This window comes from Demequina aestuarii (assembly GCF_000975095.1).
Lineage (GTDB): Bacteria > Actinomycetota > Actinomycetes > Actinomycetales > Demequinaceae > Demequina > Demequina aestuarii.
Genome location: NZ_BBRD01000001.1, coordinates 843,361 through 866,903, shown reverse-complemented (window position 1 = coordinate 866,903; position 23,543 = coordinate 843,361). Strand labels below are relative to the sequence as shown.

19 protein-coding genes and 2 tRNA genes are annotated in these 23,543 nt (G+C 68.6%); 6 read left to right on the top strand and 15 right to left on the bottom strand.

Annotated elements, in window-relative coordinates:
* Nucleotides 1-34 precede the first annotated feature (34 nt).
* On the bottom strand, nucleotides 35-1,336 hold the full coding sequence (locus tag AOP72_RS04065) for an ABC transporter substrate-binding protein (protein ID WP_062132747.1): 1,302 nt from the start codon (nucleotides 1,334-1,336) through the stop codon (nucleotides 35-37).
* Between the two features lie 317 nt (nucleotides 1,337-1,653).
* On the opposite strand from AOP72_RS04065, the gene AOP72_RS04060 reads away from it, so the two are divergent.
* On the top strand, nucleotides 1,654-3,756 hold the full coding sequence (locus AOP72_RS04060; RefSeq protein ID WP_062132744.1) for an RICIN domain-containing protein: 2,103 nt from the start codon (nucleotides 1,654-1,656) through the stop codon (nucleotides 3,754-3,756).
* 23 nt (nucleotides 3,757-3,779) lie between these two features.
* Here the strand turns inward: AOP72_RS04060 and AOP72_RS04055 are convergent, their stop codons facing one another.
* The 4 genes from AOP72_RS04055 to leuC form a co-directional block, all read right to left on the bottom strand.
* A complete protein-coding gene (locus tag AOP72_RS04055) occupies nucleotides 3,780-4,805 on the bottom strand; it encodes a LacI family DNA-binding transcriptional regulator (protein WP_062132741.1) in 1,026 nt (341 codons plus the stop codon).
* A 52-nt stretch (nucleotides 4,806-4,857) separates the two neighbouring features.
* A complete protein-coding gene (locus AOP72_RS04050; protein ID WP_062136826.1) occupies nucleotides 4,858-5,703 on the bottom strand; it encodes a CPBP family intramembrane glutamic endopeptidase in 846 nt (281 codons plus the stop codon).
* A gap of 302 nt (nucleotides 5,704-6,005) precedes the next feature.
* Nucleotides 6,006-6,647 carry a 3-isopropylmalate dehydratase small subunit gene (gene leuD, locus AOP72_RS04045; protein ID WP_062132738.1) on the bottom strand — a complete coding sequence of 214 codons (642 nt, stop codon included), beginning with the start codon at nucleotides 6,645-6,647 and terminating at the stop codon, nucleotides 6,006-6,008.
* 12 nt (nucleotides 6,648-6,659) lie between these two features.
* Nucleotides 6,660-8,093 (bottom strand): 3-isopropylmalate dehydratase large subunit, encoded by a 1,434-nt coding sequence (gene leuC, locus AOP72_RS04040; RefSeq protein WP_062136823.1) that lies wholly within the window; start codon nucleotides 8,091-8,093, stop codon nucleotides 6,660-6,662.
* Between the two features lie 50 nt (nucleotides 8,094-8,143).
* Between leuC and AOP72_RS04035 the strand changes: the two genes are divergently transcribed.
* The 4 genes from AOP72_RS04035 to AOP72_RS04020 all read left to right on the top strand — a co-directional run bounded on the left by AOP72_RS04035 (nucleotide 8,144) and on the right by AOP72_RS04020 (nucleotide 13,338).
* A complete protein-coding gene (locus AOP72_RS04035; protein ID WP_062132734.1) occupies nucleotides 8,144-8,863 on the top strand; it encodes an IclR family transcriptional regulator in 720 nt (239 codons plus the stop codon).
* A gap of 220 nt (nucleotides 8,864-9,083) precedes the next feature.
* Nucleotides 9,084-12,140: a glycoside hydrolase family 9 protein gene (locus tag AOP72_RS04030; RefSeq protein ID WP_084631245.1), complete on the top strand. Its 3,057-nt coding sequence runs from the start codon at nucleotides 9,084-9,086 to the stop codon at nucleotides 12,138-12,140.
* 135 nt (nucleotides 12,141-12,275) lie between these two features.
* On the top strand, nucleotides 12,276-12,830 hold the full coding sequence (locus AOP72_RS13515) for a hypothetical protein (protein WP_062132731.1): 555 nt from the start codon (nucleotides 12,276-12,278) through the stop codon (nucleotides 12,828-12,830).
* Between the two features lie 31 nt (nucleotides 12,831-12,861).
* A complete protein-coding gene (locus AOP72_RS04020; protein WP_193746351.1) occupies nucleotides 12,862-13,338 on the top strand; it encodes a thiol-disulfide oxidoreductase DCC family protein in 477 nt (158 codons plus the stop codon).
* 4 nt (nucleotides 13,339-13,342) lie between these two features.
* On the opposite strand, the gene AOP72_RS04015 is transcribed toward AOP72_RS04020, so the two are convergent.
* The 3 genes from AOP72_RS04015 to AOP72_RS04005 form a co-directional block, all read right to left on the bottom strand.
* On the bottom strand, nucleotides 13,343-14,452 hold the full coding sequence (locus AOP72_RS04015; RefSeq protein ID WP_062132725.1) for a hypothetical protein: 1,110 nt from the start codon (nucleotides 14,450-14,452) through the stop codon (nucleotides 13,343-13,345).
* The gene (locus AOP72_RS04010) at nucleotides 14,442-15,035 is read right to left on the bottom strand and encodes an RNA polymerase sigma factor (RefSeq protein ID WP_193746350.1); all 594 of its coding nucleotides are present in this window, start codon (nucleotides 15,033-15,035) and stop codon (nucleotides 14,442-14,444) included. The genes AOP72_RS04015 and AOP72_RS04010 overlap by 11 nt, the downstream gene beginning before the upstream one ends.
* A 120-nt stretch (nucleotides 15,036-15,155) precedes the next feature.
* Nucleotides 15,156-15,228, bottom strand: a tRNA-Glu gene (locus AOP72_RS04005).
* 279 nt (nucleotides 15,229-15,507) lie between these two features.
* On the opposite strand from AOP72_RS04005, the gene AOP72_RS04000 reads away from it, so the two are divergent.
* Nucleotides 15,508-17,661, top strand: coding sequence for an ATP-dependent Clp protease ATP-binding subunit (locus AOP72_RS04000; protein WP_062132719.1), 2,154 nt, complete (start codon nucleotides 15,508-15,510; stop codon nucleotides 17,659-17,661).
* A 69-nt stretch (nucleotides 17,662-17,730) separates the two neighbouring features.
* On the opposite strand, the gene AOP72_RS03995 is transcribed toward AOP72_RS04000, so the two are convergent.
* The 7 genes from AOP72_RS03995 to AOP72_RS03965 all read right to left on the bottom strand — a co-directional run bounded on the left by AOP72_RS03995 (nucleotide 17,731) and on the right by AOP72_RS03965 (nucleotide 23,536).
* Complete coding sequence (locus tag AOP72_RS03995; RefSeq protein WP_062132715.1) at nucleotides 17,731-17,910, bottom strand: hypothetical protein; 180 nt, start codon at nucleotides 17,908-17,910, stop codon at nucleotides 17,731-17,733.
* A gap of 193 nt (nucleotides 17,911-18,103) precedes the next feature.
* Nucleotides 18,104-18,178: transfer RNA gene (locus tag AOP72_RS03990), tRNA-Gln, on the bottom strand.
* 117 nt (nucleotides 18,179-18,295) lie between these two features.
* On the bottom strand, nucleotides 18,296-19,312 hold the full coding sequence (locus AOP72_RS03985) for a hypothetical protein (protein ID WP_062132713.1): 1,017 nt from the start codon (nucleotides 19,310-19,312) through the stop codon (nucleotides 18,296-18,298).
* Between the two features lie 79 nt (nucleotides 19,313-19,391).
* Complete coding sequence (locus AOP72_RS03980; protein WP_062132710.1) at nucleotides 19,392-20,381, bottom strand: hypothetical protein; 990 nt, start codon at nucleotides 20,379-20,381, stop codon at nucleotides 19,392-19,394.
* A 134-nt stretch (nucleotides 20,382-20,515) separates the two neighbouring features.
* Nucleotides 20,516-21,241 (bottom strand): HAD family hydrolase, encoded by a 726-nt coding sequence (locus AOP72_RS03975; RefSeq protein WP_062132708.1) that lies wholly within the window; start codon nucleotides 21,239-21,241, stop codon nucleotides 20,516-20,518.
* A 10-nt stretch (nucleotides 21,242-21,251) separates the two neighbouring features.
* Nucleotides 21,252-22,754: a glutamate--tRNA ligase gene (gene gltX / locus AOP72_RS03970; RefSeq protein ID WP_062132705.1), complete on the bottom strand. Its 1,503-nt coding sequence runs from the start codon at nucleotides 22,752-22,754 to the stop codon at nucleotides 21,252-21,254.
* Entirely contained in the window at nucleotides 22,751-23,536 is a 786-nt protein-coding gene (locus AOP72_RS03965) for a fumarylacetoacetate hydrolase family protein (protein ID WP_062132702.1), read from the bottom strand. Before AOP72_RS03965 ends, gltX begins: the two co-directional genes overlap by 4 nt.
* Between the last annotated feature and the right edge of the window lie 7 nt (nucleotides 23,537-23,543).

Below are 23,543 nucleotides of genomic sequence, written 5' to 3'. Positions count from 1 at the left end.
CGCCGCGCCACCACCAGCCTTCGTGATCGTCGGATCAGTTGTCCAGCGCGGCCTGCACCTCGGACTGCGCCTGGTCGAGCAGCTCATCGATATCCTCGCCTGCCAGCGTGCGCTGAGTGAGCTCGTCAATCGCAGCGAGCACGTCGACGCTGTTGACCACGCCCGGCAGCAGCGGCTGGCCCAGATCGGCCATCCCGGTGAGCGTCTCGACCGTCGGGTTCTCGGCCACCTGCTCCGGCGCGATGTCCGTGCGCAGCGGCGGCCAGCCGGACCCGAGCGACCACTCGACGGAGTTCTGCTCGTTGAGGAAGTACGCGAAGAACTCCTCCGCGGCAGCCTGGGCAGCCTCATCGCCCTTGTCTGTCACTCCCATCGACACACCGATGGCCGAGGCGGCCTGCTCGACCGGACCTGAGGGAATGGCCGCGATGCCCAGCTCGATCTCGTTGTCGGCTGCGATGAACACCATCCAGGGTCCGCCGATGGTCATCGCCGCACGGCCACTGGAGAAGACCTCGTCGGCACCGATGCCGTCAACGCCGGTGGGCGAGATCGAGTCGTTCACGACCGCGTCCTGCCAGTAGCGCAGGGTCTCCGCGTTGGCCTCAGAATCGATCGCAGCCGTACTCGAGTCGGCGATGATTCCTCCCCCATTGCCATAGAAGAGCGACGGCCACACACCGTTCGCGACGGTGGCGTGGTCGGGCAGCACCATTCCGTACTGCTCCGGTGTGCCGTCGCCATCCTCATCGACCGTGAGCTGTTCAGCGACGTCGACCCACTCGTCCCATGTCTCGGGCGCGCTCTCGATGCCCGCCTCGTCGAACTGCGCCTGGTTGTAGTAGAGCGCGAGCGGCACGAATCCAGTCGGGACACCGTAGCGCTGTTCGTTGACAGTGATCATCTCGACCGCGCCCGGGTTGAGCGCCGGGGTGATGTCTCCCGCACCGTCATAGAAGTCGTCGAGCGAGGCAAGCGCGCCAGCATCCGCATAGACCGGCAGGCGCTCGGCGGGCATCGCCACGATGTCCGGCCCATCGCCGGCAGAGAGTGCCGGGAGCAGGGTGTCGTCGATCACGTCCCAGGGGTTGACCTCGGTGCTGATCTGAATGTTGGGGTGCTCATCGTTGAAGGCCTCGACGATGCCGTCCAGGACATCGCCGTCGGCCTCGGTGTAGCCGTGCCAGAAGGTCAGCTCGACCACCTCGCCCGTGCCTGCATCGGTGTCGCCGGTGGCATCCGTCGATTCTGGCTGGTCACCGTCGCTCGAGCACCCTGCGAGCAGCAGCCCGCCGAGAGCGACCGACGCAATGCCTGCGTTGATTCTCCGTGTCATGGTGTCATTCCTTGGCTCGTACGCGCGACGTCATTGTCAGCGTGAACGGATGACGGCGCGTCGTCATCCACCACGATTTACAACGTTGTAGAGACATCGTGACGCAGCGCGCGACGGATGTCAACACGCAGCCTGCTCGGTTACCGATTCGTGATGGAGAGGACCGCTCACCCACCCCCGCCGGCGGCGCCGTCAGCCACGGAGCGGGGGCTTCCAGTTGCGGATGCCACGAACGGGTCCTAGCCTGAGAGAGATCTACAACGTTGTAGATCGGCTCGTGCGAGCCCCGTCCTGACATCTCGAGGAGGAGATCACTCATGCAGATAGCCCGCACCACTCACCCACCGCTACGACGACGAATCGCTGCGGCGGCTACGGCAGCCGCGCTCGCCCTCGCGCTCGCATCCTGGGCCGCGACAGGACCCGCGCAGGGCGTCTCGCCCGCCAACGGCTCACTGGTGTACTCACCGGCCGCAGGCTCATCCTTCAACCCCGAGGGCGGCGCCCCCGCGGGCACCACGTACGCAAAGATCGCGGCGCTCCAGCACAATGGCTCCGCGAACGGGGATCTTGTCGTGACATACGACCAGCTGGTCCTCGTGGGCGGGGTCCAGGTGTACCCGATCCATCGCAGCACCGACGGCGGGACCACCTGGACTCACGTCACGGACGTGGTTCCCAGCGACGACTTCCCAACGCTCACACGGACGGCACAGCCGTTCCTGTATGAACTCCCTGAGGCTTCGGGAAGCCTCCCGGCGGGCACACTGCTCCTGGGCGGCATGCTCATGCCGGAAGATCGATCGAGCAGCCGACTCGTCGTGTACAAGAGCACGGACCAGGGCGACTCATGGAGCCTGCTCAGCACCATCGACTCTGGCGGTCCCGCCGTCTACGACCCATCGCCGTCGTCGACCACGACCACGGTGTGGGAGCCCTCGTTCGCAGTCGACGCCTACGGCGGACTCGTCGCCTACTACTCGGATGAGCGCCAGAAGGCGGATGACGTCCTGCAAGCCGTCTCCTACCGGCGTTCGACGGACGGGGGCCAGTCATGGGGCCCCCTGGTGAACGTCTCGGCTCCCGACAACCAGAGCGATCGACCCGGCATGATCACCGTGGCGAAGCTGCCGAACGGCACGTACATCGCCACCTTCGAGGTGGTCAACCGCCCGAGTCAGTCACAGAACGCGGCACCGGTGTACTTCAAGACCTCTCCTGACGGCCTCGATTGGGGATCAGAGACCAGCGTCGGCCAACCGATCGAACTGGAGGATGGCCGCGGCATCGGGTCGTCCCCCTTCGTCACCTGGGTGCCCTCGGGTGGCCCGCAGGGCACGCTCGTCGTCGCTTCCATGTGGTCGCTCGATTCGTCAGGCGCCATCGACGGCGGCCAGAATCTTTACGTCAACTATGCGCTGGGCCAAGGACCGTGGGAGCGCCTGCCCATGCCCGTCACCTTCGACGCGACCGACACGCAGGGCGGCAACTTCAGTGGCTTCGCCCAAGGCCTTGCCGTCGCCCCTGACGGGCGAACGCTGTACCAAGCGGTCAACGTCGAGAACCTGAACACGGGGCTCAACGACATACGCGTGGGCAGCATGCGTGTGGACGCCCAGCAGTATGAGGCCGAGCTCGCGACGATCAACGACGCCTCTCTCGTCACTCACCCTCAGGCCTCGAACGGTTCCAAGGTCGGCAACATCAACAACTCCGGCAGCTATGTCGAGTTCGAGGTGGACGCACCGGCTGGCGGGAACTACACGCTCAGCGTGCGATACGCCAACGGCACAGGCGCCACCGCATCGCACGCGTTGGCAGTCAACGGCGTCTCCGCCACGGCGGTCACGTACCCCGCGACGGTCGATTGGGGACGGTACCAGTGGTCGACCGCAGGGGTCTCGCTCGTCGCCGGCACCAACACGATCCGCCTCGCCAAGGGCACCGGCTTCGCGGAGGTGGATGTGGTCCACCTCGATCGGGCCAGCGCGTTGGCACCGCAGTTCACATTGGCGAACCGCAACAGCGGGAAGCTGCTCGAGGTGTTCGACGCGGAGACCACCGACGGCGCTGCGGTGGGACAGTGGACGGACAACGGCCACCCGACCCAGCGCTGGCGCGTAGTCGATGATGGATCCGTCGTGCAGCTGGAGAACGTGAACAGCGGAAAGCTGCTCGAGATCCCCTCAGCGCAGACGGCTGATGGAATCGACGCGGTCCAATGGGGACCCACGGGGCACCCCACCCAGGACTGGACGGCTCAGTCCGACGGCGGCTGGTGGACGTTCGACAACGCCAACAGCGGCAAGCGCCTCGAGATCGACTCCTGCTCCACTGACGACGGCGCCGTGGCGCAGCAGTGGCCGGCCAATGGCGCACCGTGCCAGGAGTGGAGGCTGGTGCGGGAAGGCATTCAGTAGGCCCGTCCGGCGGGGCGGAGCGCCTAGGTGCTCCGCCCCGCCAACGTCGACTCACGCTCGACGATCCGGTACGGCGCGAAGAGCGTGCGACTGCGCTCTTCTCGTGACACCGAACCGTCGATCCGGGCGTTGAGCGCCTTCACCGCGGTGTCGGCGATCCAGCCACGGCCCGGCTCCACCGTCGTCAGCGACGGGATCGAGTACTGCGCCTCGTCGAGGTTGTCGAAGCCGATGACCGCGACGTCGTCCGGCACCGAACGCCCCAGCTCCTCCAGTGCACGCATCGCCCCGAGTGCCAGGGTGTCGTTGAGACAGAATGCCGCATCGAAGTCCACGCCTGTCTCCACCAGAGCCCGCATCGTCTCCGCGCCGTTGGCACGATGCCACAGCCCTGTGTAACCCACGAGAGCCGGATCCACGGCGATGCCAGCGCCCTCCAGCGCGGCGCGGTAGCCCGCGAACCGCAGCCCGGCCGAGCCGATGACCTCTCCCTCGTGGGCGCCGATGATGGCGATTCGACGGCGGCCAGACTCGAGCAGGTGCTCGGTCGCCGCACGGGCGGCATCGTGGTTGCGCATCGTGATGTGGTCGGTGGGGCCATCGAAGATGCGCTCGCCGAGGAGCACGAGCGGATAGGGGACGTTGAGCGCGCCCGCATCGTCCTGGCTCATGCCAAGGGGGCTGAAGATCAGCCCATCGCTGCTCTGGCGGCGCGGGCTTCTCAGGAGTTCAAGCTCTCTCTCGCGGACGCCGCCCGTGTGCTCGAGTTGGACGATGAGCCCCGCCGACTCCGCAGTCTCGATGACCTGTGCCGCGAGCTCCGCGAAGTACGCGAGGCCCATATCGGGCAGCGCCAGCGTGATCGCCCCGGAGCGTCCCGCACGCAGATTTCGGGCAGTGAGATTCGGCGTGTAACCGAGCTCCGCGATGGCACTCTCCACCCGCTCCCGAGTGGCCGGCCTGATGTGGGGGTAGCCGTTGATCACGTTCGACACCGTCTTGATGGACACGCCTGCGAGCTGCGCCACCTCTCGCAACGTCGGCGTCATGGTCCCTGCCCCTCATTCGGTGGCAATCAGGCTACAACGTTGAAGGCGAGAGTCAGCGCCCCGGGACGGTGATGAAGATATTGAACAGGTCCGGGTGGTGCGCGTGCACCAGCACCGCGAACACCACCGCGTCGAACAGCAGGTGCACCGCGAGCACATACGGCAGCGACTTGAAGCGCGAGAAGATCCACGCCTGGATGAGGGCGAACGGGATGGTCAGCAGCGGGCCCCATTCGCGGTAGCCGAGCTCCCAGAGGAACGACACGAACACCAAGGACTGCAGGATGTTCGCGAGCCACATCGGGAAGTGCCGCATCAGCAGCGCGAACACGGTGCAGATGAAGAACAGCTCGTCCCAGATGCCGACCGCGTTCACGCCCACGAAGAGCCGTGCGATCTCGTTGCCGCCGGTGATCTCAGGCCAGTTCATGTACGCGCCGGAGCCGATGAAGTAGAACGGCAGGATCAGGTACCCGGCGAGGACGACGAACCCCAGGTACCACCACTGCGCCCGGCTCCAGCGGCGCCCGGTGAACATGGGGAACTTCACGGCATCGTGCTTGAGCCAGTAGCGCGCCAGCGCCCACGGCACCAGCACGGCCAGCGACAGCGCGATGGCGAAGCGGGTGATGCCCGCGTCGGAAAGGTCGGCCTCGAGCGAGATCGTGGAGATGATCAGCTGGCCGAGAGCGATGAGGCTCAGGTCCTTGGCAAGACTGCGGTCGATCAGGAACGCGAGCACCACTCCGGCAATCAGTGGGACGTACCCGAGCGGGCGCTCGTGAATCGCGAAGAGCAGCACCGCCGCACCGCACACCAGCACGGCGGCCGCGACCCTGCCCGCCGTTCGCGCGTCGGCGCGCAGGGGCACGATCTCCACTGGGGCCTGAGAGGTCATGGTGACGAGCATCCCATGACCCACGGCCGATGCGGTCGCACGCCTGGACGCGCGAACGCACCCCCCGGCCCCGAACTAGGAACGCGAGGACTCACTCTCGGCGTGGCGCGCTCCCTGGAGGAACGAGAGGTCTCATCGGAGGCATCAGACCTACCGGGGCCGTGGCATTCCGAGGGATGGCGCTCGGCAACTCGGGTGAGTCCTGACGTTCCTACAGAAGGCGCCTGCGGATGAAGACGAGTCGTGACGTTCCTACTTCTGGGGCGGCGGTGCGAGAGGGTGCGGCCGATGCGGTCGCCGGGTCAGGCGTCGACCGGGCGGGCCGCCTCGACATGAAAACCCGGCTCGGTCTTGGCGGGCAACGTCTTGGGGCGCCACGAACCGCGAGTCGCCTCGAAGGCCGTGATCTCCTCTTCGTGCTTGAGGGTCAGGCTGATGTCGTCCAGCCCCTCCAGCAGGCGCCAGCGCACGTAGTCGTCGATCTCGAATGGCACGGTGAGCTCGCCGCACGTGACGGTGCGGTCCTCGAGGGACACGGTGATCTGCTTGCCGGGCTCGGCCTCGAGGAGCTTCCAGATGAGCTCGATGTTCTCCTGCGTCACGATGCCGGTGACGAGGCCCTGCTTGCCGGAGTTGCCGCGGAAGATGTCCGCGAAGCGCGGCGCGAGGACGACCTTGAAGCCGTAGTCCTTGAGCGCCCACACGGCGTGCTCGCGAGACGAGCCGGTGCCGAAGTCCGGGCCCGTGACCAGCACGGAGCCCTGCTTGTACGCCTCCTGGTTGAGGACGAACGACTCGTCCCCACGCCACGCGGCGAACAGCGCGTCCTCGAAGCCGGTGCGCGTCACGCGCTTGAGGTACACGGCGGGGATGATCTGGTCGGTGTCGACGTTGGACCGGCGCAGCGGGACGCCGATGCCGGTGTGGGTGGTGATCTTCTCCATGGCGTCTCTCCTTTAGGCGGAGGCACCGACGAGCACGTCGGCGTCTTCCAGGTCGGCGGGGCTGGACAGGGTGCCGCGCACCGCCGTGGCGGCGGCGACGAGCGGGCTCACCAGGTGGGTGCGGCCGCCCTTGCCCTGGCGCCCCTCGAAGTTGCGGTTCGAGGTGGAGGCACTGCGCTCCTTGGGCTTCAACTGGTCCGGGTTCATGCCCAGGCACATCGAGCAGCCGGCATTGCGCCACTCGGCTCCAAAGTCCTTGAACACCTGGTCCAGCCCCTCCTGCTCGGCCTGCAGGCGCACGCGCGCCGATCCCGGCACCACGAGCATGCGGGTGTTCGGGGCCTTGGTGCGGCCCTGGATGATCGCGGCGGCGGCGCGCAGGTCCTCGATGCGGCCGTTGGTGCATGATCCCAGGAAGACGGTGTCGATCTCGAGGTCGCGCAGCGCCTGACCAGGCTCGAGGCCCATATAGACGAGGGCGTTGGCCGCGGCCTCGCGCTCGTCGGCGTCGGCGATCTCCTCCGGGTTGGGGATCGAGGCGCTCAGCGGCAGTCCCTGGCCCGGGTTGGTGCCCCAGGTCACGAACGGCTCGAGGTCGCTCGCCTCGAGGTTCACCTCGGTGTCGAACGTCGCGTCGTCATCGGTCACGAGCGTGCGCCAGTACTCGACGGCCTCGTCCCAGTCCGCGCCCTCGGGGGCGTGCGGGCGGCCCTTCACGTACTCGAAGGTGGTGTCGTCGGGCGCGATCAGTCCGGCGCGTGCGCCAGCCTCGATGGACATGTTGCACACCGTCATGCGCGCCTCCATCGACAGCGACCGGATGGCCTCACCGCGGTACTCGAGCACGTAGCCCTGACCGCCGCCGGTGCCGATCTTGGCGATCACCGCGAGGATGACGTCCTTCGCGGTGGTGCCCTCGGGGAGGGTGCCGTTCACGTTGATCGCCATCGTCTTGAACTCCTTGAGCGGAAGCGTCTGCGTGGCGAGCACGTGCTCGACCTCGGAGGTGCCGATGCCGAAGGCCAGCGCGCCGAACGCGCCGTGCGTCGAGGTGTGCGAATCGCCGCAGACCACCGTCATGCCGGGCATGGTGAGGCCCAGCTGCGGGCCCACCACGTGGACGATGCCCTGGTCGGCGTCACCCAGCGAGTGGATGCGCACGCCGAACTCCTTGGCGTTGGTGCGCAGCGTGTCCACCTGGGTGCGGCTCGTGAGGTCCGCGATCGGCTTGTCGATGTCCAGCGTGGGGGTGTTGTGGTCCTCGGTCGCGATCGTGAGATCGGGCCGGCGCACCTCGCGGCCGGCGAGACGCAGTCCCTCGAAGGCCTGGGGGCTGGTGACCTCGTGGCACATGTGCAGGTCGATGTAGATGAGATCCGGCGCGCCGTCCTCGCCCTTGCGGACCAGGTGGTCGGCCCACAGCTTCTCCGCCAGTGTCTTTCCCATCTCAACCTCCGTGCTCGACATCTCATATTTTGAGACGCTAGTATCGCTCTATGGACAAGCATAGCGGCGTCGGCGTCGTTGACAAGACTGCGGCGATTCTGGGCGCGCTCGAGCAGGGACCGGCGACTCTCGCCGAACTCGTCACGACCACGCACCTGGCGCGTCCCACCGTGCACCGGCTCGCACTCGCGCTCGAGCACCACCACCTCGTGGGCCGGGACGCACGCGGCGCCTTCATCCTGGGCCGCCGCTTCTCTGAGCTTGCGGCGACCGTGGGCGAGGATCGCCTCGTGTCCGCGGCGCTGCCGGTCCTCACGACCCTGCGGGACCGCACCGGCGAGTCGAGCCAGTTGTACCGCCCGCACGGCGCCCACCGCATCTGCATCGCCGCCGTCGACCGCCCCGTGGGCCTGCGCGACTCGATCCCGGTCGGCACCACCATGACCATGAGCGCCGGATCCGCCGCGAAGGTGCTGCTCGCATGGGAGGAGCCCGGCCGCATCCATCAGGCACTCGCCGACGCGAACTTCACCGCCGCCGATCTCGCCCAGGTCCGCGACGCGGGCCATGCCGAGAGCGCCGGCGAGCGCGAGGCGGGCGTCTCGTCCGTGTCTGCGCCGGTGTGGGGCACGGCCGGGACGGTGATCGCGGCCGTGTCGATCTCCGGGCCCATCGAACGGCTCACGGCGCACCCCGGGGCGGCACACGCATCGGCCGTCATGGACGCCGCGCGCCAGCTCAGCGACGTGCTGCGCCGCACCGACCACTAGCGCCATACCGCATCGCAGGGCCGATGCGTGCTTGAGCGCGGGCTCTCCCCCGCGCGGCGGGCGTTCACGCATCACCCCTGGCACACCATTCATTTTTCGATGTGAACGTTCTACAGCGCGCGTATCGAAACGTTTCTTGCTACGTTCCTGACACGGGCTTCGGGGCGCCTCGCGCCCGGCCTGGGAAGGTCACGTATACCTCGATGGCCCAAAGGAGAGCATGGTGAACCGAGCAGCGTCAAGACGCGCATCCATCGCCGCGGCGAGCGCCGCCATTCTGGTCGCCGTGGGGCTTTCGCCCGCGAGCGCCGACGTCGTCAACGGCGACTTCGAGTCCACCGTCGACCCGTGGTGGACCACTGCGAACCTCACCGACAGCGCGAGCGTCGACACCGGCGCGCTGTGCGTGGACGTGCCCGGGGGCACCGCCAATCCCTGGGACGCGATCGTGGGCCAGGACGCGCTGAGCCTCGCCCCCGGCGACTACGTGTTCGGCTTCGACGCATCGTCCTCGACCGGCATGTCGACCGCGGTAGGGCTCGTTCAGTTCCCCGTGGACCCGTGGACCCAGCTGGCGAACGTGACGCAACCGCTCACCACCGAGATGACGCGGTACGAGACGTCCTTCACGGTCGACGAGGACGTCACCGGACTGCAGACGGCCTTCCAGATCGGCGGCGCGAGCGACCCCTGGACCTTCTGCGTGGACAACGTGTCGGTGGCGCCCGCGGGCGTGGAACAGGTGGTCAACGGCACGTTCGACGACGACCTGACCGGGTGGACCCACTACGGATTCGTCGACGGAAGCGCACGGGTCGAGGACGGCACCTTCTGCGCGACGGTGCCGGCGGGCACCACCAACCCGTGGGATGTGGCGCTGTTCCAGGACCTGCAGCTCGTGGCCGGCGACTACTCGTTCAGCTTCGACGCCAGCGCCGCGGGGCCGGTCCGGGCGATCGTGCAGCAGGAAGGCGGCGCGTATGCCTCGTACGGCGAGATCGCCGCAGGCAACGACGCCGAGTGGACCCACTACGAGACCTCGCATCAGGCGAACAGCGACCCGGTCGACCCCCGGCTGGGCTTCCAGGTCGGCGGCGCCGCGTCCGAGTGGGAGTTCTGCCTTGACAACGTGTCGTACCTGGGCGGCGTGACGGTCGAGCCCTACGAGCCCGAGACCGGCCCGCGGGTGAGAGTCAATCAGGTCGGCTACCTCACTCACGGACCCAAGGAGGCCACCCTCGTCACCGACGCGACGGACCCCGTCAGCTGGGAGCTGCGCGACAGCGCCGATGCGGTGGTCGCGTCCGGCACGACCGTCCCGCGCGGCACGGACGAGTCCGCGGATCAGAACGTGCACGCCATCGACTTCTCCGATGTCACGGCGACCGGCACATACACGCTGGTGGCGGATGGCGAGGCGTCCTATGAGTTCGAGATCGGCACGGACGCCTACGAGCGGCTGCGCTACGACGCGCTGAACTACTTCTACCTGGCGCGCTCGGGGCTGGAGATCGATGGCGACCTCGTGGGCGAGGAGTACGCGCGGGCCGCCGGCCACGTGTCGTCGCCCGCGGACGGCGTCGCCAACAAGGGCGACCTCGACGTTCCGTGCCAGAATGCGGCCGATGCTGCGGCGGTGTACACCGACGAGTACGGGTGGGAGGACTGCGACTACACGCTCGACGTCGTGGGCGGCTGGTACGACGCGGGCGACCACGGCAAGTACGTGGTCAACGGCGGAGTATCCACCGCACAGCTGCTCGGGACCTACGAGCGCACCAAGACCGCCGCATCTGCCGATCTGGGCGCTCTCGGCGACGACACCCTCGACCTCCCCGAGACCGGCAACGACGTTCCAGACGTGCTCGACGAGGCCCGCTGGCAGCTCGAGTTCATGCTGGCGATGCAGGTGCCAGAGGGGGCTCAGTTCGCTGGCATGGTCCACCACAAGATCCACGACGACGGCTGGACGGGCCTGCCGCTGATGCCTGCGAACGACGCACAGGTGCGGGAGCTGCACCGGCCCTCGACCGCGGCGACGCTCAACCTTGCCGCGACCGCAGCACAGGGCGCCCGGCTCTTCGCTCCGTACGACGAGGACTTCGCTGACGAGTTGCTCGCGGCGGCCCGGTCCACGTGGGCGGCGGCGCTCGCCACCCCCGACCTCTACGCTCCGGTGGCCGACGGCGCGGATGGCGGCGGTCCCTACGACGATGACGACGTGTCCGACGAGTTCTACTGGGCCGCGGCCGAGCTGTTCCTCACGACCGGAGAGCAGGAGTTCGAGGACTACCTGCTGGCGTCCGATGTCGACGCCGCGGCCGACGTCGCAGACGGCTTCTACTGGGGCTCGCTCGCCGCGCTCGCAAAACTGGACCTCGCGACAGTGCCGAACGACTACGCGCACCGTTCGACCATCGTCGACCAGGTCATCGCCGGTGCCGACGCGCTGCTGGCGGTCCAGGAGGGCCAGGAGTTCGGCCTCGCGCTCGCTGACGATGCCTTCGAGTGGGGATCGAACTCGGCAGTGCTCAACAACCAGGTCATCCTGGGCACCGCGTTCGACCTCACGGGAGAGCGCGCGTATGCCGATGCGGTGATCGAGTCCATGGACTACCTGCTGGGCCGCAACGCGCTCAACCTGTCGTACGTCACCGAGTACGGCGACGTGACGAGCCAGAACCAGCACTCGCGCTGGTTCGCTCACCAGCTCAACGCCGAGCTCCCGAACCCGCCTGCAGGCTCGGTGGCGGGCGGTCCGAACCCGGACTACGGCACGTGGGACCCGACCATTCAGAGCCTCTACCCGGATCAGGACTGCGCCCCACAGCTGTGCTACGTGGACCACATCCAGTCCTGGTCGACCAACGAGATCACCGTCAACTGGAATTCGGCGCTCAGCTGGGTCGCCTCGTGGATGGCGGACCAGGGGCAGGCCGCGACCGAGGTCGCACCGTGCGAGGTCTCGTACACCGTCCACGGGTCATGGCCCGCGGGCTACAACACCCAGGTGTGGATCACGAACACCTCGGACCAGGCGATCGCCGATTGGTCGCTGACGTGGGGCTACCCCGCTGACGACGCCGTGAGCAGGCAGGCGTGGAGCGCCCAGTGGAGCCAGGACGGCGCGTTCGTCACGGCGGAGTCGATGCCGTGGAACGGGTCCATCAGGCCCGGCAAGCGCACCACCATCGGCTTCATCGGCTCTCCCGGAACCCTGGCCGATGCGCCGCCCGAGCAGTTCTGGGTGAACGGCGCCGCCTGCACCACCGGATGAGCGAGCGGGGCAGGGTCCCCGGGCGACACCGCCTGGCGACCCTGCCCGTCACGCGGTCCCTGCTCGTCACACGGATCCGGGGCGCTGGGACCTAGGTCCGTTGCGACCGGGCCGCATCCGGAGTAGACCTGAATCATGGACGCCGTCGTCGTGTATGAGTCGCTGTGGGGCAACACCGCCGCCATCGCTCAGGCGATCGCGCGTGGCTACGGCAACGGCGCTGTGGCACTCACGACCGACAAGGCCACGCCCTCCGTCGTCGCTCGCGCCCGCCTCCTCATCGTCGGGGCTCCGGTCCACGCGATGAACCTCCCCACCGACGCCTCCCGCACCTCCGCGATGTCGAAGGTCTATGGCCGCCCCGGTCTTCACGCCGACGTGAGCCACCCCTCGGTTCGCGATTGGCTCGAGGGACTTCCCCCCGCCGAGCGTCAGTGCGCCGCGTTCGAGACCGGCATCCGCGGACCATTGGGGCACGGGGCGGGACGCGCGATCATCGCCCGCCTGACGGCGCTGGGCCACACCCCTATCGACGAGCCCCATGCCTTCACCGTTGCGCTTGTCACCGGGTCGGCAGAACCCGCGGCGCTCCTCATCGGCGGACAGGAGGAGAAGGCCGTGCACTGGGGCGAGCATCTCGCCACCGTCATGTCCTCTCCACAGAGCAAGGATCCACAGCACCGCTCGTGAACACCGCGTGCGCGTGGCCTACGCTGACCGCATGACTCACCAGCCGCGCGACATCGTCGTATTCGACGGCGACTGCGGGCTGTGCAATGGGTTCGTCGCGTGGCTGATCCGCCACGATCGCGACCGCCGGTTCCTGATCGCAGGCAGTGCGGGCGCGGTGGGCCGTGCCGCACTCGACGCCATGGACCTCGCCCCCGAGGTGGCGGCCTCGACGCTCGTGATCGCGACCCCCTCGGGCCCGCACCTGCGCTCTGACGCCGTGGCGACCGTTGCCTCGAGGCTCGGGTGGCCGTGGCGCGGCGGTGCCGCGATCAGCTGGGTCCCGCGCGGGCTTCGGGACGGCGTGTACGCCGCGGTAGCGGCGAGACGCCCTCGGCGTCCCGCCAATGACCCGGCCTGCGGCACTCCCCCTGGGGAGCTCGTGACCGAGTGGCGTGCACGCCTCGCCACTACCGAGGACGTCGAGGCGATCGTTGCCGCATCGCCCGGCCGTCATCGCTCACCGTGAGCGACTAGGGCCGTCCCCCTCCTGCGTTCTTCCCGTTCTCGCCCGCGTCTGCCGGCGGTCCCGCGTTCTCTGAACCACCCGGGTCCTCAGGCTTTCCCGCGCCAGCGGGTGGCGCGGAATCATTCGGTGCCCCCACCCCGGCGGGCGGACCGGAGGTCTCCGGCCCGGGAGCACCAGCGGGTGCGCCAGCGCCACCGGACTTAGCCGCATCGTCCGAGTCGCCGGCGTTGCCGGAGTCTCCAGCGCTCTCCTGCTTGCCGCGCACCTCTGGCTTGCCCGCGCTTCCCGAGGTGCCACCATCGGCTCCCACAGACGGGCGTGCCTGCTGCGGCGTGCCTGCGTTCCCGGCTGCGGCTGACGTCGAGTCCTCGCTCGGCACGCCGTCAGCCGCGGCTCGGCCGTTGCCGATCGCCCTCGCGCGCTCCGCGACGCCTTGGCCGAACTCTCGGCCCTCCAGGTCGGTCTCCGACATCCACGTCAGCATCGCCGACACCTGCTCCCGGACCTCGAGCGACTGTTCGGAACCGGCGGATGCCACCGATGCCGCGGCCAGACGGAGCGCCTCGGTCGCCTCGGGTTCGAGTTCATCGGTGGCCTGCTCGGCGTGACGGAGCGCCCCGTCGACATCGCCCGCCTCGAGGAGCACGCGCACTTCGGCGAGACGCTCATGCGCCCCACCGTCGTTGATGCCGACTCCCTCGAAGGCTCGGTCGAGCCCGTAGAGCGCGTCACCGGGTGCCGCACCGTCCGCGGCCGCGGCGCCGGCGAAGCCCGCCCCCAGGAGTCCGGCTCCCGCCGCGATGGCGACGAGGCGCCGCGACAGCGCCGAGGCGCGTCGCGGCGACGTCCGCGTGCGGGCTCGTGCGACGCCACCATCGGTCGTCGCAGGAACCGCACGGGACAACGCGACCGCCATGGAGGCGACCTGGTCGTCGGGGGGCGAGACGATGGAGGTCGACCGCAACGCGGCCACCGCGGGCACAAGGTCCGCCAGGCGTGCATCGACGTTCTCGCGGCCAGAGAACAGTGCGCTCAGGTCGCGGTCGGTGAAATCCTCGTCAGCAGTCATCTCACCCTGGTCATCGCTCGGGAGCCCGCCCGCGTTACGCGTCATCGCCGGATTCCTTTCTGGACTCGTCGGAGCTGCCTCGACCGAGGGCCTCGCGCAGCGCGCGCACCGCGCGGTTCTGCAGCACGCGCACGGCACCTTCCGACTTCTGCAGCACCTCTGCGGTGTCCTTCACCGACATGTCGGCCACGACCCGCAGCATCAGCACATCGCGCTGCAACGCGGTCAATCCACGAATCACTGCGCGCAGTTCCATGAGGGACAGGTCGCTCAGTGCCTCCGACTCCACGTCGCCGAGGAACCGCTCATCAGCGATCGTCAACGGGTCAACGTCGTCAGAGATGGGCGCGGTGCGCCCGTGCGATCGCCATGCGTCCTGGATGCGCCGGCGCGCGATGGTGAAGGTCCACGCACGGAATCGGTCCTCGTCGCCTTCGAAGCGGTGAATGTCACGGGCGATGCTGAGGAAGGTCTCGGAGACCACATCCTCCGCCTCGCCCGGAACACCCGATCCACGCACGAACCCGTGGAGGGGTCCGTAGAGATCCCGGTAGATGTTCTCCCACGCCCAGGTGGCACCTTGCCGCGCTGCCGCGAGCGTCGCAGGGAAGAACTCGCCCAAGGTCACGGCCGAGCCACCTCCCATCTCTTCGCATCATGGCACGGCGAAGATCGACGCGGTGCACCACCGTGTGCACGCGCCGCACAACGAAGAAGACTCCCCACCTGATGGTGAGGAGTCTTTCCGTAGCCCCGACGGGATTCGAACCCGCGCTACCGCCTTGAGAGGGCGGCGTGCTAGGCCGCTACACAACGGGGCCCTAGCGGTCCGCCCAAACCTGCGGCGAACGCGAGTCACGATGATAGCCGATGTTTCGACCGTTGCGCTAATCGCGGCCGCGCACTCCACTGTCGCCCTCACGAACGACCGCAATCGTCCCAGAGACCGAGGCTCAGGCCACACCCACGCCGCCGCCTGAGCACCCACCCCTCCCCCGCATCGGCCGCCTTTGCCCTTGCCGTTCCGGGAAGCGTTATGTAAACTTGAGTGCATACGGCTCAACTCTGAGCCTCATGTCACATCACGCAGGAGGTTCATCATGACCACCCCCCAGCAGACGCCTCAGGCCGATGCACAGCCGAGCGCTCTCGAGCAGTTCGGACAGGACTTCACCGCCCTCGCGGAGTCGGGCTCTCTCGACCCCGTCATCGGCCGCGACGAGGAGATCCGTCGTGTGATGCAGGTGCTCACTCGGCGCACCAAGAACAACGCCGTGCTCATCGGTGAGCCCGGCGTCGGCAAGACCGCGATCGTCGAGGGCCTCGCGCAGCGCATCGTCGCCGGCGACGTGCCGTCGTCGCTGAAGGACCGCCGCGTGATCGAGATCGCCATGAGCTCCGTGGTCGCTGGCGCCGCCTACCGCGGCCAGTTCGAGGAGCGCCTGAAGGCCATTCTCACCGAGGTCGAGCAGGCCGAGGGTCGCATCCTGCTGTTCATCGACGAGCTCCACACGATCGTGGGCGCCGGCAAGGCGGACGGCAGCGTCGACGCAGGCAACATCCTCAAGCCGATGCTCGCCCGCGGCAAGCTGCGCATGATCGGGGCGACCACGCTCGGCGAATACCGCGAGCACATCGAGACCGACTCCGCGCTCGAACGCCGATTCCAGCCCGTCTACGTGGGCGAGCCGTCGATCGAGGACACGGTCGCGATCCTGCGCGGACTGCAGGAGAAGTACGAGGTCCACCACGGCGTGAAGATCACCGACGAGGCCATCGTCGCCTCAGCCCGCCTCTCCGACCGCTATATCTCGGACCGGTTCCTGCCCGACAAGGCCGTCGACCTGATCGACGAGGCCACCAGCGCCCTCAAGATGCAGCTCGACTCCATGCCGATCGAGCTCGACCGCGCGCGCCGCCGCATCATGCAGCTCGAGATCGAGCGCACGCAGGTGGCGAAGGACAAGTCCCCCGCCGCCCGTGCCCGCCGCGACGAGATCGATCGGGACATCGCACGCCTCAAGGCGGAGTCCGACGAGCTGAACATGCGGTGGGCCCGCGAGAAGGATCTGATCGTCCGCGTGTCCTCCGCGACGGAACGGCTCGAAGGCCTCCGCGGCGAACTCGACCGCGCCGAGCGCTACGGCGAGCTCGAGCGCGCCGGCCGCATCCGCTACGGCGACATTCCGGCTGCGGACAAGGAGATGGCCGATGCGCGCGCTGAGCTGGAGGCGATTCCCACCGAGGAGCGCATGCTCCGCGAGGAGGTCACCGGCAACGACATCGCCAGCGTGGTCGCGAAGTGGACCGGCGTGCCGGTCGAGAAGCTGCTGACCGACGAATCGTCCAAGCTGGGACAGCTCGAGGACCGGCTTCACGAACGCGTCGTGGGACAGCACCGCGCGATCGCGAGCGTGGCCGATGCGATCAGGCGCGCCCGCGCAGGGCTCGCCGACGAGCACCGGCCCATCGGCTCGTTCCTCTTCCTCGGCCCCACCGGTGTGGGCAAGACGGAGCTGGCGCGCGCTCTCGCGGAGCAGCTGTTCGACGACGAGCGGGCGATGATCCGCATCGACATGTCGGAGTACATGGAGAGTCACGCGGTGGCACGCCTGATCGGCGCACCTCCGGGCTACGTGGGCTACGACCAGGGCGGACAGCTCACGGAGGCCGTGCGGCGCCGGCCATACAGCATCGTGCTGTTCGACGAGGTGGAGAAGGCCCACCCCGACGTGTGGAACGTGCTGCTGCAGGTCCTCGACGACGGCCGCCTCACCGACGGCCACGGCCGCACGGTGAACTTCACGAACACCATCCTGATCATGACGTCCAACCTCGGCTCCGACATCGTGCTCGGCTGGGACGGCGTGGACCGGGCCGCGCTCGAGGCGAACCTGCAGGTGGCGCTGCGCGCGGCGTTCCGTCCCGAGTTCCTCAACCGGCTCGACGACGTGGTGATCTTCGACCGCATCGACCCGTCGGCGATGGGCGACATCGTGGAGACGGAGCTCGCCAAGGCCGTCGCACGGATCGCTGCGCAGAAGGACATCGCGCTGACCGTCACGGACGCGCTGCGGGAGTCTCTCGCGCGCGACGGCTTCGACCCTGCGTTCGGCGCACGTCCGCTCAAGCGACTCATCCAGACCCGGGTGCTGAATGCGCTGGCGAAGGAGATCGTGGACGGCACCGTCGGCGAGGGCGATCAGGTGCGCGCGGACTGGGACGGCACTCAGGTGGTGCTCGAGTCCGCGTAGGGCAGGTGACAGGAGGCGCGTCGAGGACCGTGCCTCGGCAGACATCGACGCGCCGAGGGCGTCGGGGCGCTAGTCCTTTGCCGCGCGCTGAGCGTCTCGCCAGCGCACGACGAGGTCCTGCTCCCGTGCGCTGAGCTCTCGACAACCGCAGGCCTCAATGTGCTCGCTGTGCCATGCGCCGCGCTGATCCTCCGTGGCCTTGGCGGGCATGCGGTGATCTGCGTGCCACTGGCGATTGATGGTGCCCATGATGCTCCCTTGTCCCGAAGACACCACCGTAGGCACGACAACGGTCCTGCGTCGCGGGTCTTTGGTCACAGCTGACCTTAGGAGGCCTGTTCCGCCGATGCGGGTCCGCGATCGACTCTTGGTGGCCTTGGCGCACGTCCACTGCGCCGACTCCGGAAACGAGAAAAGGCCCGCCGTAGCGGGCCTTCTCTTCTGGCTGGGGTACCAGGACTCGAACCTAGACTAAATGAACCAGAATCACTCGTGCTGCCAATTACACCATACCCCAACGGTCCCGGCCGGAGCCGAGACGAAGGCCGAGCACCAAGCCCGGCCGACGAACCACTCTACCCTGCATCGGCCGCCTGTCCAAAACCACACCTGCGAGCGCGTCGCGCGCGCCGCCTCAGTCCCAGTACACATCCGCAAGGCTCTCGGCCTCGACGATTCCGTCCCTGATCAGGGCGTTGCATGCGGTTCCGAGCGCGTCCATCACATCGGCCAGATCCTCGCCGTCTCCCCACGGCCCCTTCACGGCCGCGCTGATGGTCACGGGGCCGCACTGGATCGCCTGGGCGCGCGACATGTAGGTGCCCCGGTCGAGCGCGGCGTCCTCCTCTCCCACGCGCACCGCGACGGCGCCGCCGCTCACCGTCAGCCCCACGGACTGGGCGAACGTCTCCTGCGACGCGTTCACCACCGGCACCCACACGGTGCCCTCGCTGGCCACGTCCGCGACGAGAGCGAGCGCCCGGTCCCAGCGGGTCGACTCGTCGGCGCCCATCCCAGCGGACCTGTCGTGGCGCAGCAACGAGACCTCGTGGGTCACCTCGGCGGGATGCTGCTGGACCCACACCTGCTCGGCGACGGTCGCGAGGAAGAGCTCATCGACCCGTGCTGCCGCGACGGCCTGATCGACCACCGTGTCATCGGTGGTGTCGACAGGCGTACGCGGCAGCGTGCAGGTCGCTTCGCCTCGGAGCGCCTCCTCGACCACGCCGCCACCGCGCCCAAGGTAGAGGTCGGGCTGGCGCAGCATCGGCACGGGCGCACTCGGCGTGCCGGTCGCCGGCTCCACACCCAGGTATTGCGCCACCGTCCCGAGGGAGCCTTGGTGGTCGACGATCCGCGTCTCGTAGGAGAAGCCTCGCTCGTCAAGGCACTCCACCAGCGCACGCCTGTCGTTCCATTCCTGGTAGACGATGGCGGTGGTCTTCGCGGCGGTCGCGGTGGGCGGGCCAATCTCTGGCAGCGGATCGGTACGGTCGTCGGGCCACGCGAGCACCATGCCAGCACCGAGGACCACGAGCGCTGCGGCGGCGACGAGGGCGATCCGAGTGCGGAGCGCGCGGCGCGGGGCCGAGAGCCGCGGTCGGTCGCGCGCGGCGTGCTGGTCCTCGACGACCACGTACTCCTGCGTCACCCGTCACCTCGCCTCGTCGCGCCCCTCGCTTCGGACCCTACCCCTGCGGCTCCGTGGCGGCGAGAGTGGGCGGCCACCGTCAGCAGAAGCCCTCGGTGATCGCCTGATGCGCGATCGCCGCCGGTCCGTCCACTCCCCCGCGGGACGCAGCCCAGGATGGCCACGCCGCGATCTCGATCTGTTGGCCGGCGCACGTGATGAGGTCCGGCATGACTCCCGCCGTTGCTGAGACGATGCGCGGCTCACCCTCTCGCGCCACGCGCACCAACAGCGCGGTGCCGTCGCCCGCAAGCCCAGCGACATCGGCGTGCGACGCGGCGCGCACCGGGTCCTGAGGAATCCACACCATGGACGCGCCGAGCAACTCGTTCACTCGTGCAAGTTCCGTGTCCCATTGCCCGTCGGCGGCGGGCTCCGGCTGCCCGCTTCCCACCAGGGCGGCCGACTGGACTGCGCGCACGGGATCGTCTCGCAGGTGCAGCACTTCGGCCACGTAGGCGCGGAAGTCCGTGTCCGTTCTCGCGGCCTCGACCGCCTCCGACACGGCCCTGGTGTTGTCGATGTAGACGAGGTGGGACGGAGACGCGCAGCCCCCGGCGCTGGACTTCGCCGCGAGCGCGGCGCGCCAGGACTCCTGCCCGGCCGGTTCGAGCAGGGCGAGGACATGGGCGTTGCGCATGGTGGCGGAGGCGATGTGCGCGCCGGTGGGTGTGGGCGCGATGTCGAGCAACGACGCGACGCGGTCGGCACGCCCCGCCTCGCGCTGAGGATCTGCCTCATACGGCAGCCCCCGCTCCTCCATGCACGCAGCGACCTGCTGCTCGTCGGTCCACTCGTGAAAGAGGAGGAAGGTCTGCTGCTCGTCAGTGAGCACTGTGCCGGACCGGACCTCGGGAGCGGGCTCCGCCTGGACGACCGGCTCACTCGTGGAGAACTGATCGATCCCGACGAGCACGGCCACCGCGACAGCGATCGTGCCGAGCACGCGCCACGGCACGTGCCACCCCCGGAGAGACCGCGGTCGAGCACCGCTGCGCTCTCGCCCTCCGACCACGTCGACGGTCTCCATCGCGCTCCCCTGAGCGCCCGAACACGCCGCGAATGGGGACCGGCGCCGTTGCGCTCTCCATACGACGATACGTCGCCCGGGTGCGCGGGGCCAGAGGTGGGCGAAGTCCTGCCGAGAGCAGGTGCTCGGCGCCGCTACCGGAGCGCGGCGAGAACCTCGTCCAGGCAGCTGACGCGCATGACGCCCGCAGCGCTCGGCGCTGACTCCTCGTGGGTGCCCCGGCGTGCGCCCGGCCGGTCGAGCCACACGCCTGCCAGTCCCGCCGCGGCAGCGGCGCCGGCGTCGATGTCAGGCTCGTCCCCCACGTAGGCGACCTCACCCGGCTCCAGACCAAGGCGACGCGATCCCTCGACGAAGACCCTCGCATCGGGCTTGCCGACGCCGAAGGTGTCGACGCCCACGAACACCTCGACGCGCTCGAGTCCGCAGGCGGCCAACTTGAGCTCCTGGTACGCCGAGGCCGCGTTGGTGACGGCGCCGTATGGGATCCCGGCCTCGACGAGGGCATCGAGGAACGGCACCGCGTCGTCGAACGCGCGCCATCCCTCCCGGAAGTACCGCTCGAAGCCCTCGTCCCAGACGTCGTAGGCATCGTCGTCCATGAGGTCGCCGCCGAACTCGGCGTGCAGCTCGTTCGCCCGCCGCTGTCGCTGCTCGCGGTGGGTCAGTTCACCCCGGGTGTGAGCGCGATACCAGCCAGAGCGGTCCGCACGCCAGAACTGCACCAGCTCCTCAGGGTCGATTCCGTCCCTGAGGTAGTCCCGTCCCACACGCACCAAGGCGTGCCGAAACGCGCCGCGCGTGTCGACAAGAGTGTCGTCGACATCGAGCAGCAGGCCCCGGATCGGGCCGCCCGTCACAGCCCTGCCGTCACAGTGTCGCGCGCAGGCGGCGCAGGCGGGCGAGCGCGTGGTCCTTGCCGAGGATCTCCATCGACTCGAACAGCGGCGGCGATACGAGCCGGCCGGTGATCGCGACGCGCAACGGCCCGTAGGCGAAACGGGGCTTGATGCCCATCTCGTCCACGAGCGTCGCCTGCAGCGCCTGCTGCTGACCCTCCGCGCCGAAGTCCTCGAGCCCGTCGATCACGCGGATCGCGGCGTCGAGCACCTCGGCGGCGTTCTCCGGGAGCTTCGCGAGTGCGGCCTCTTCGTACGTCAGGTCCTCGTCGCCCACGAAGAGGAATCCGAGCATGCCGGGAGCCTCGCCGAGCAGCGTCATGCGCGTCTGCACCAGAGGCGCGGCCTCGGCGAGAATCTGCTCCTCGTGAGGCAGGAGCTCGCGCGTGTCCGCCGTGGACAGGTGACCGCTCGCGTGCAGGTACGGCGCCATGCGCACCACGAACTCGCCCACGGGGAGCTTGCGGATGTGCTCGGCGTTGATCGCCTCTGCCTTCTTGAGGTCAAACCGCGCCGGATTGGGGTTGACGTCGCGGATGTCGAAGGCCTCGACCATCTCCTCCGGCGTGAACACGTCGCGGTCCGGGCCGATGCTCCAGCCGAGCAGCGCCAGATAGTTGAGCAGTCCCTCGCGGATGAAGCCGCGGTCGCGGTGCAGGAACAGGTTCGATTCGGGCGCACGCTTCGAGAGCTTCTTGTTGCCCTCCCCCGTCACCATCGGCATGTGACCGAACTCGGGCACACGCTCCGCGACACCGATCTCGACCATCGCGCGGTACAGCGCGATCTGGCGCGGCGTCGAGGACAGCAGGTCTTCGCCGCGCAGCACGTGGGTGATGCGCATCAGCGCGTCGTCCACCGGGTTGACCAGCGTGTAGAGCGGCTGGCCGTTGCCTCGCACGATCACGAAGTCAGGGATGCTGCCCGCGGGGAACGTCACGTCTCCACGGATGAGGTCCGTGAAGGTGATGTCCTCGTCAGGCATGCGCACGCGGATCACAGGCTGGCGGCCCTCCGCGCGGTATGCGGCCTTCTGATCCTCGGTGAGATCGCGGTCGAAGCCGTCGTAGCCCAGCTTGGGGTCACGCCCGGCCTCGCGGTGACGAGCCTCGACCTCCTCGGGGGTGGAGAACGACTCGTACGCGTACCCGCCCTCGACCAGGCGGCGCGCGACGTCCATGTGCATCTGGTGGCGCTCGGACTGGCGGTACGGTGCGTACGGGCCGCCCACTTCGGGCCCCTCGTCCCACGTGAGCCCCAGCCATCTCAGCGCGTCGAGCAACTGCTCGTAGGACTCCTGAGAGTCTCGCTCGGCGTCCGTGTCCTCGATGCGGAACACGAACGTGCCGCCGTGGCGGCGCGCGTGCGCCCAGTTGAACAGTGCGGTACGGATGAGCCCCACGTGGGGCGTGCCAGTCGGAGACGGGCAGAACCGCACCCTCACCGCATCGGCCGTCGTGGTCGTCTCCGTCATCGGCGGATCACCGGATTGCGCAGCACTCCCAGCCCTTCGATCTCGATCTCCACGATGTCGGCGTGGCTCAGCTTGGTCACTCCCGACGGGGTGCCGGTGAGGATCACATCACCCGGCAGCAGCGTCGTCACTTCGGATGCCATCGCGACGGCCTGCGCGACGTTCCTGATCATGTCGCGGGTGTTGCCGCTCTGCACCACCTCGCCGTTGATGCGCGAGGTGATCTCGGCACCGTCCGTCGCGAGCTCCGTCTCGATCCACGGGCCGAGCGGCAGCGAGGTGTCGAAGGCCTTGGCGCGGAACCACTGGTCCTCGGCACGCTGCAGGTCGCGAGCGGTCACGTCGTTGGCACAGGTGTATCCGTAGATGAAGTCCTCGGCGCGCTCAGCGGTGACGTCCTTGCACACGCGACCGATCACCACCGCGAGCTCCGCCTCGAGCTGAATGTCGTCGCTGTAGTGCGGCAGCACGATGGGGTCGTCCGGGCCGATCACCGCGGTGTTGGGCTTGAGGAACAGGATCGGCACCTCGGAGGCCGGGCCGCGGTGCGGGATCTCCTTCGCGTGGGCCTCGTAGTTCTTGCCCAGGCAGATCGCCTTGGAGCGCGGAATCACCGGCGCGAGCAGCCGTACGTCGTCGGTGAGGGGGATGCGCTCGTTCGTCACCTCCCCTGGCGTGTACATGGGGTCCCCGGTGAGGACGATCAGTTCTTCCTTGCCTGGCTCGCCGTCGACGATCGCGTAGCGCGGCTCGCCTCCGGTCGTGAATCTCGCGATGCGCATGGTCTCC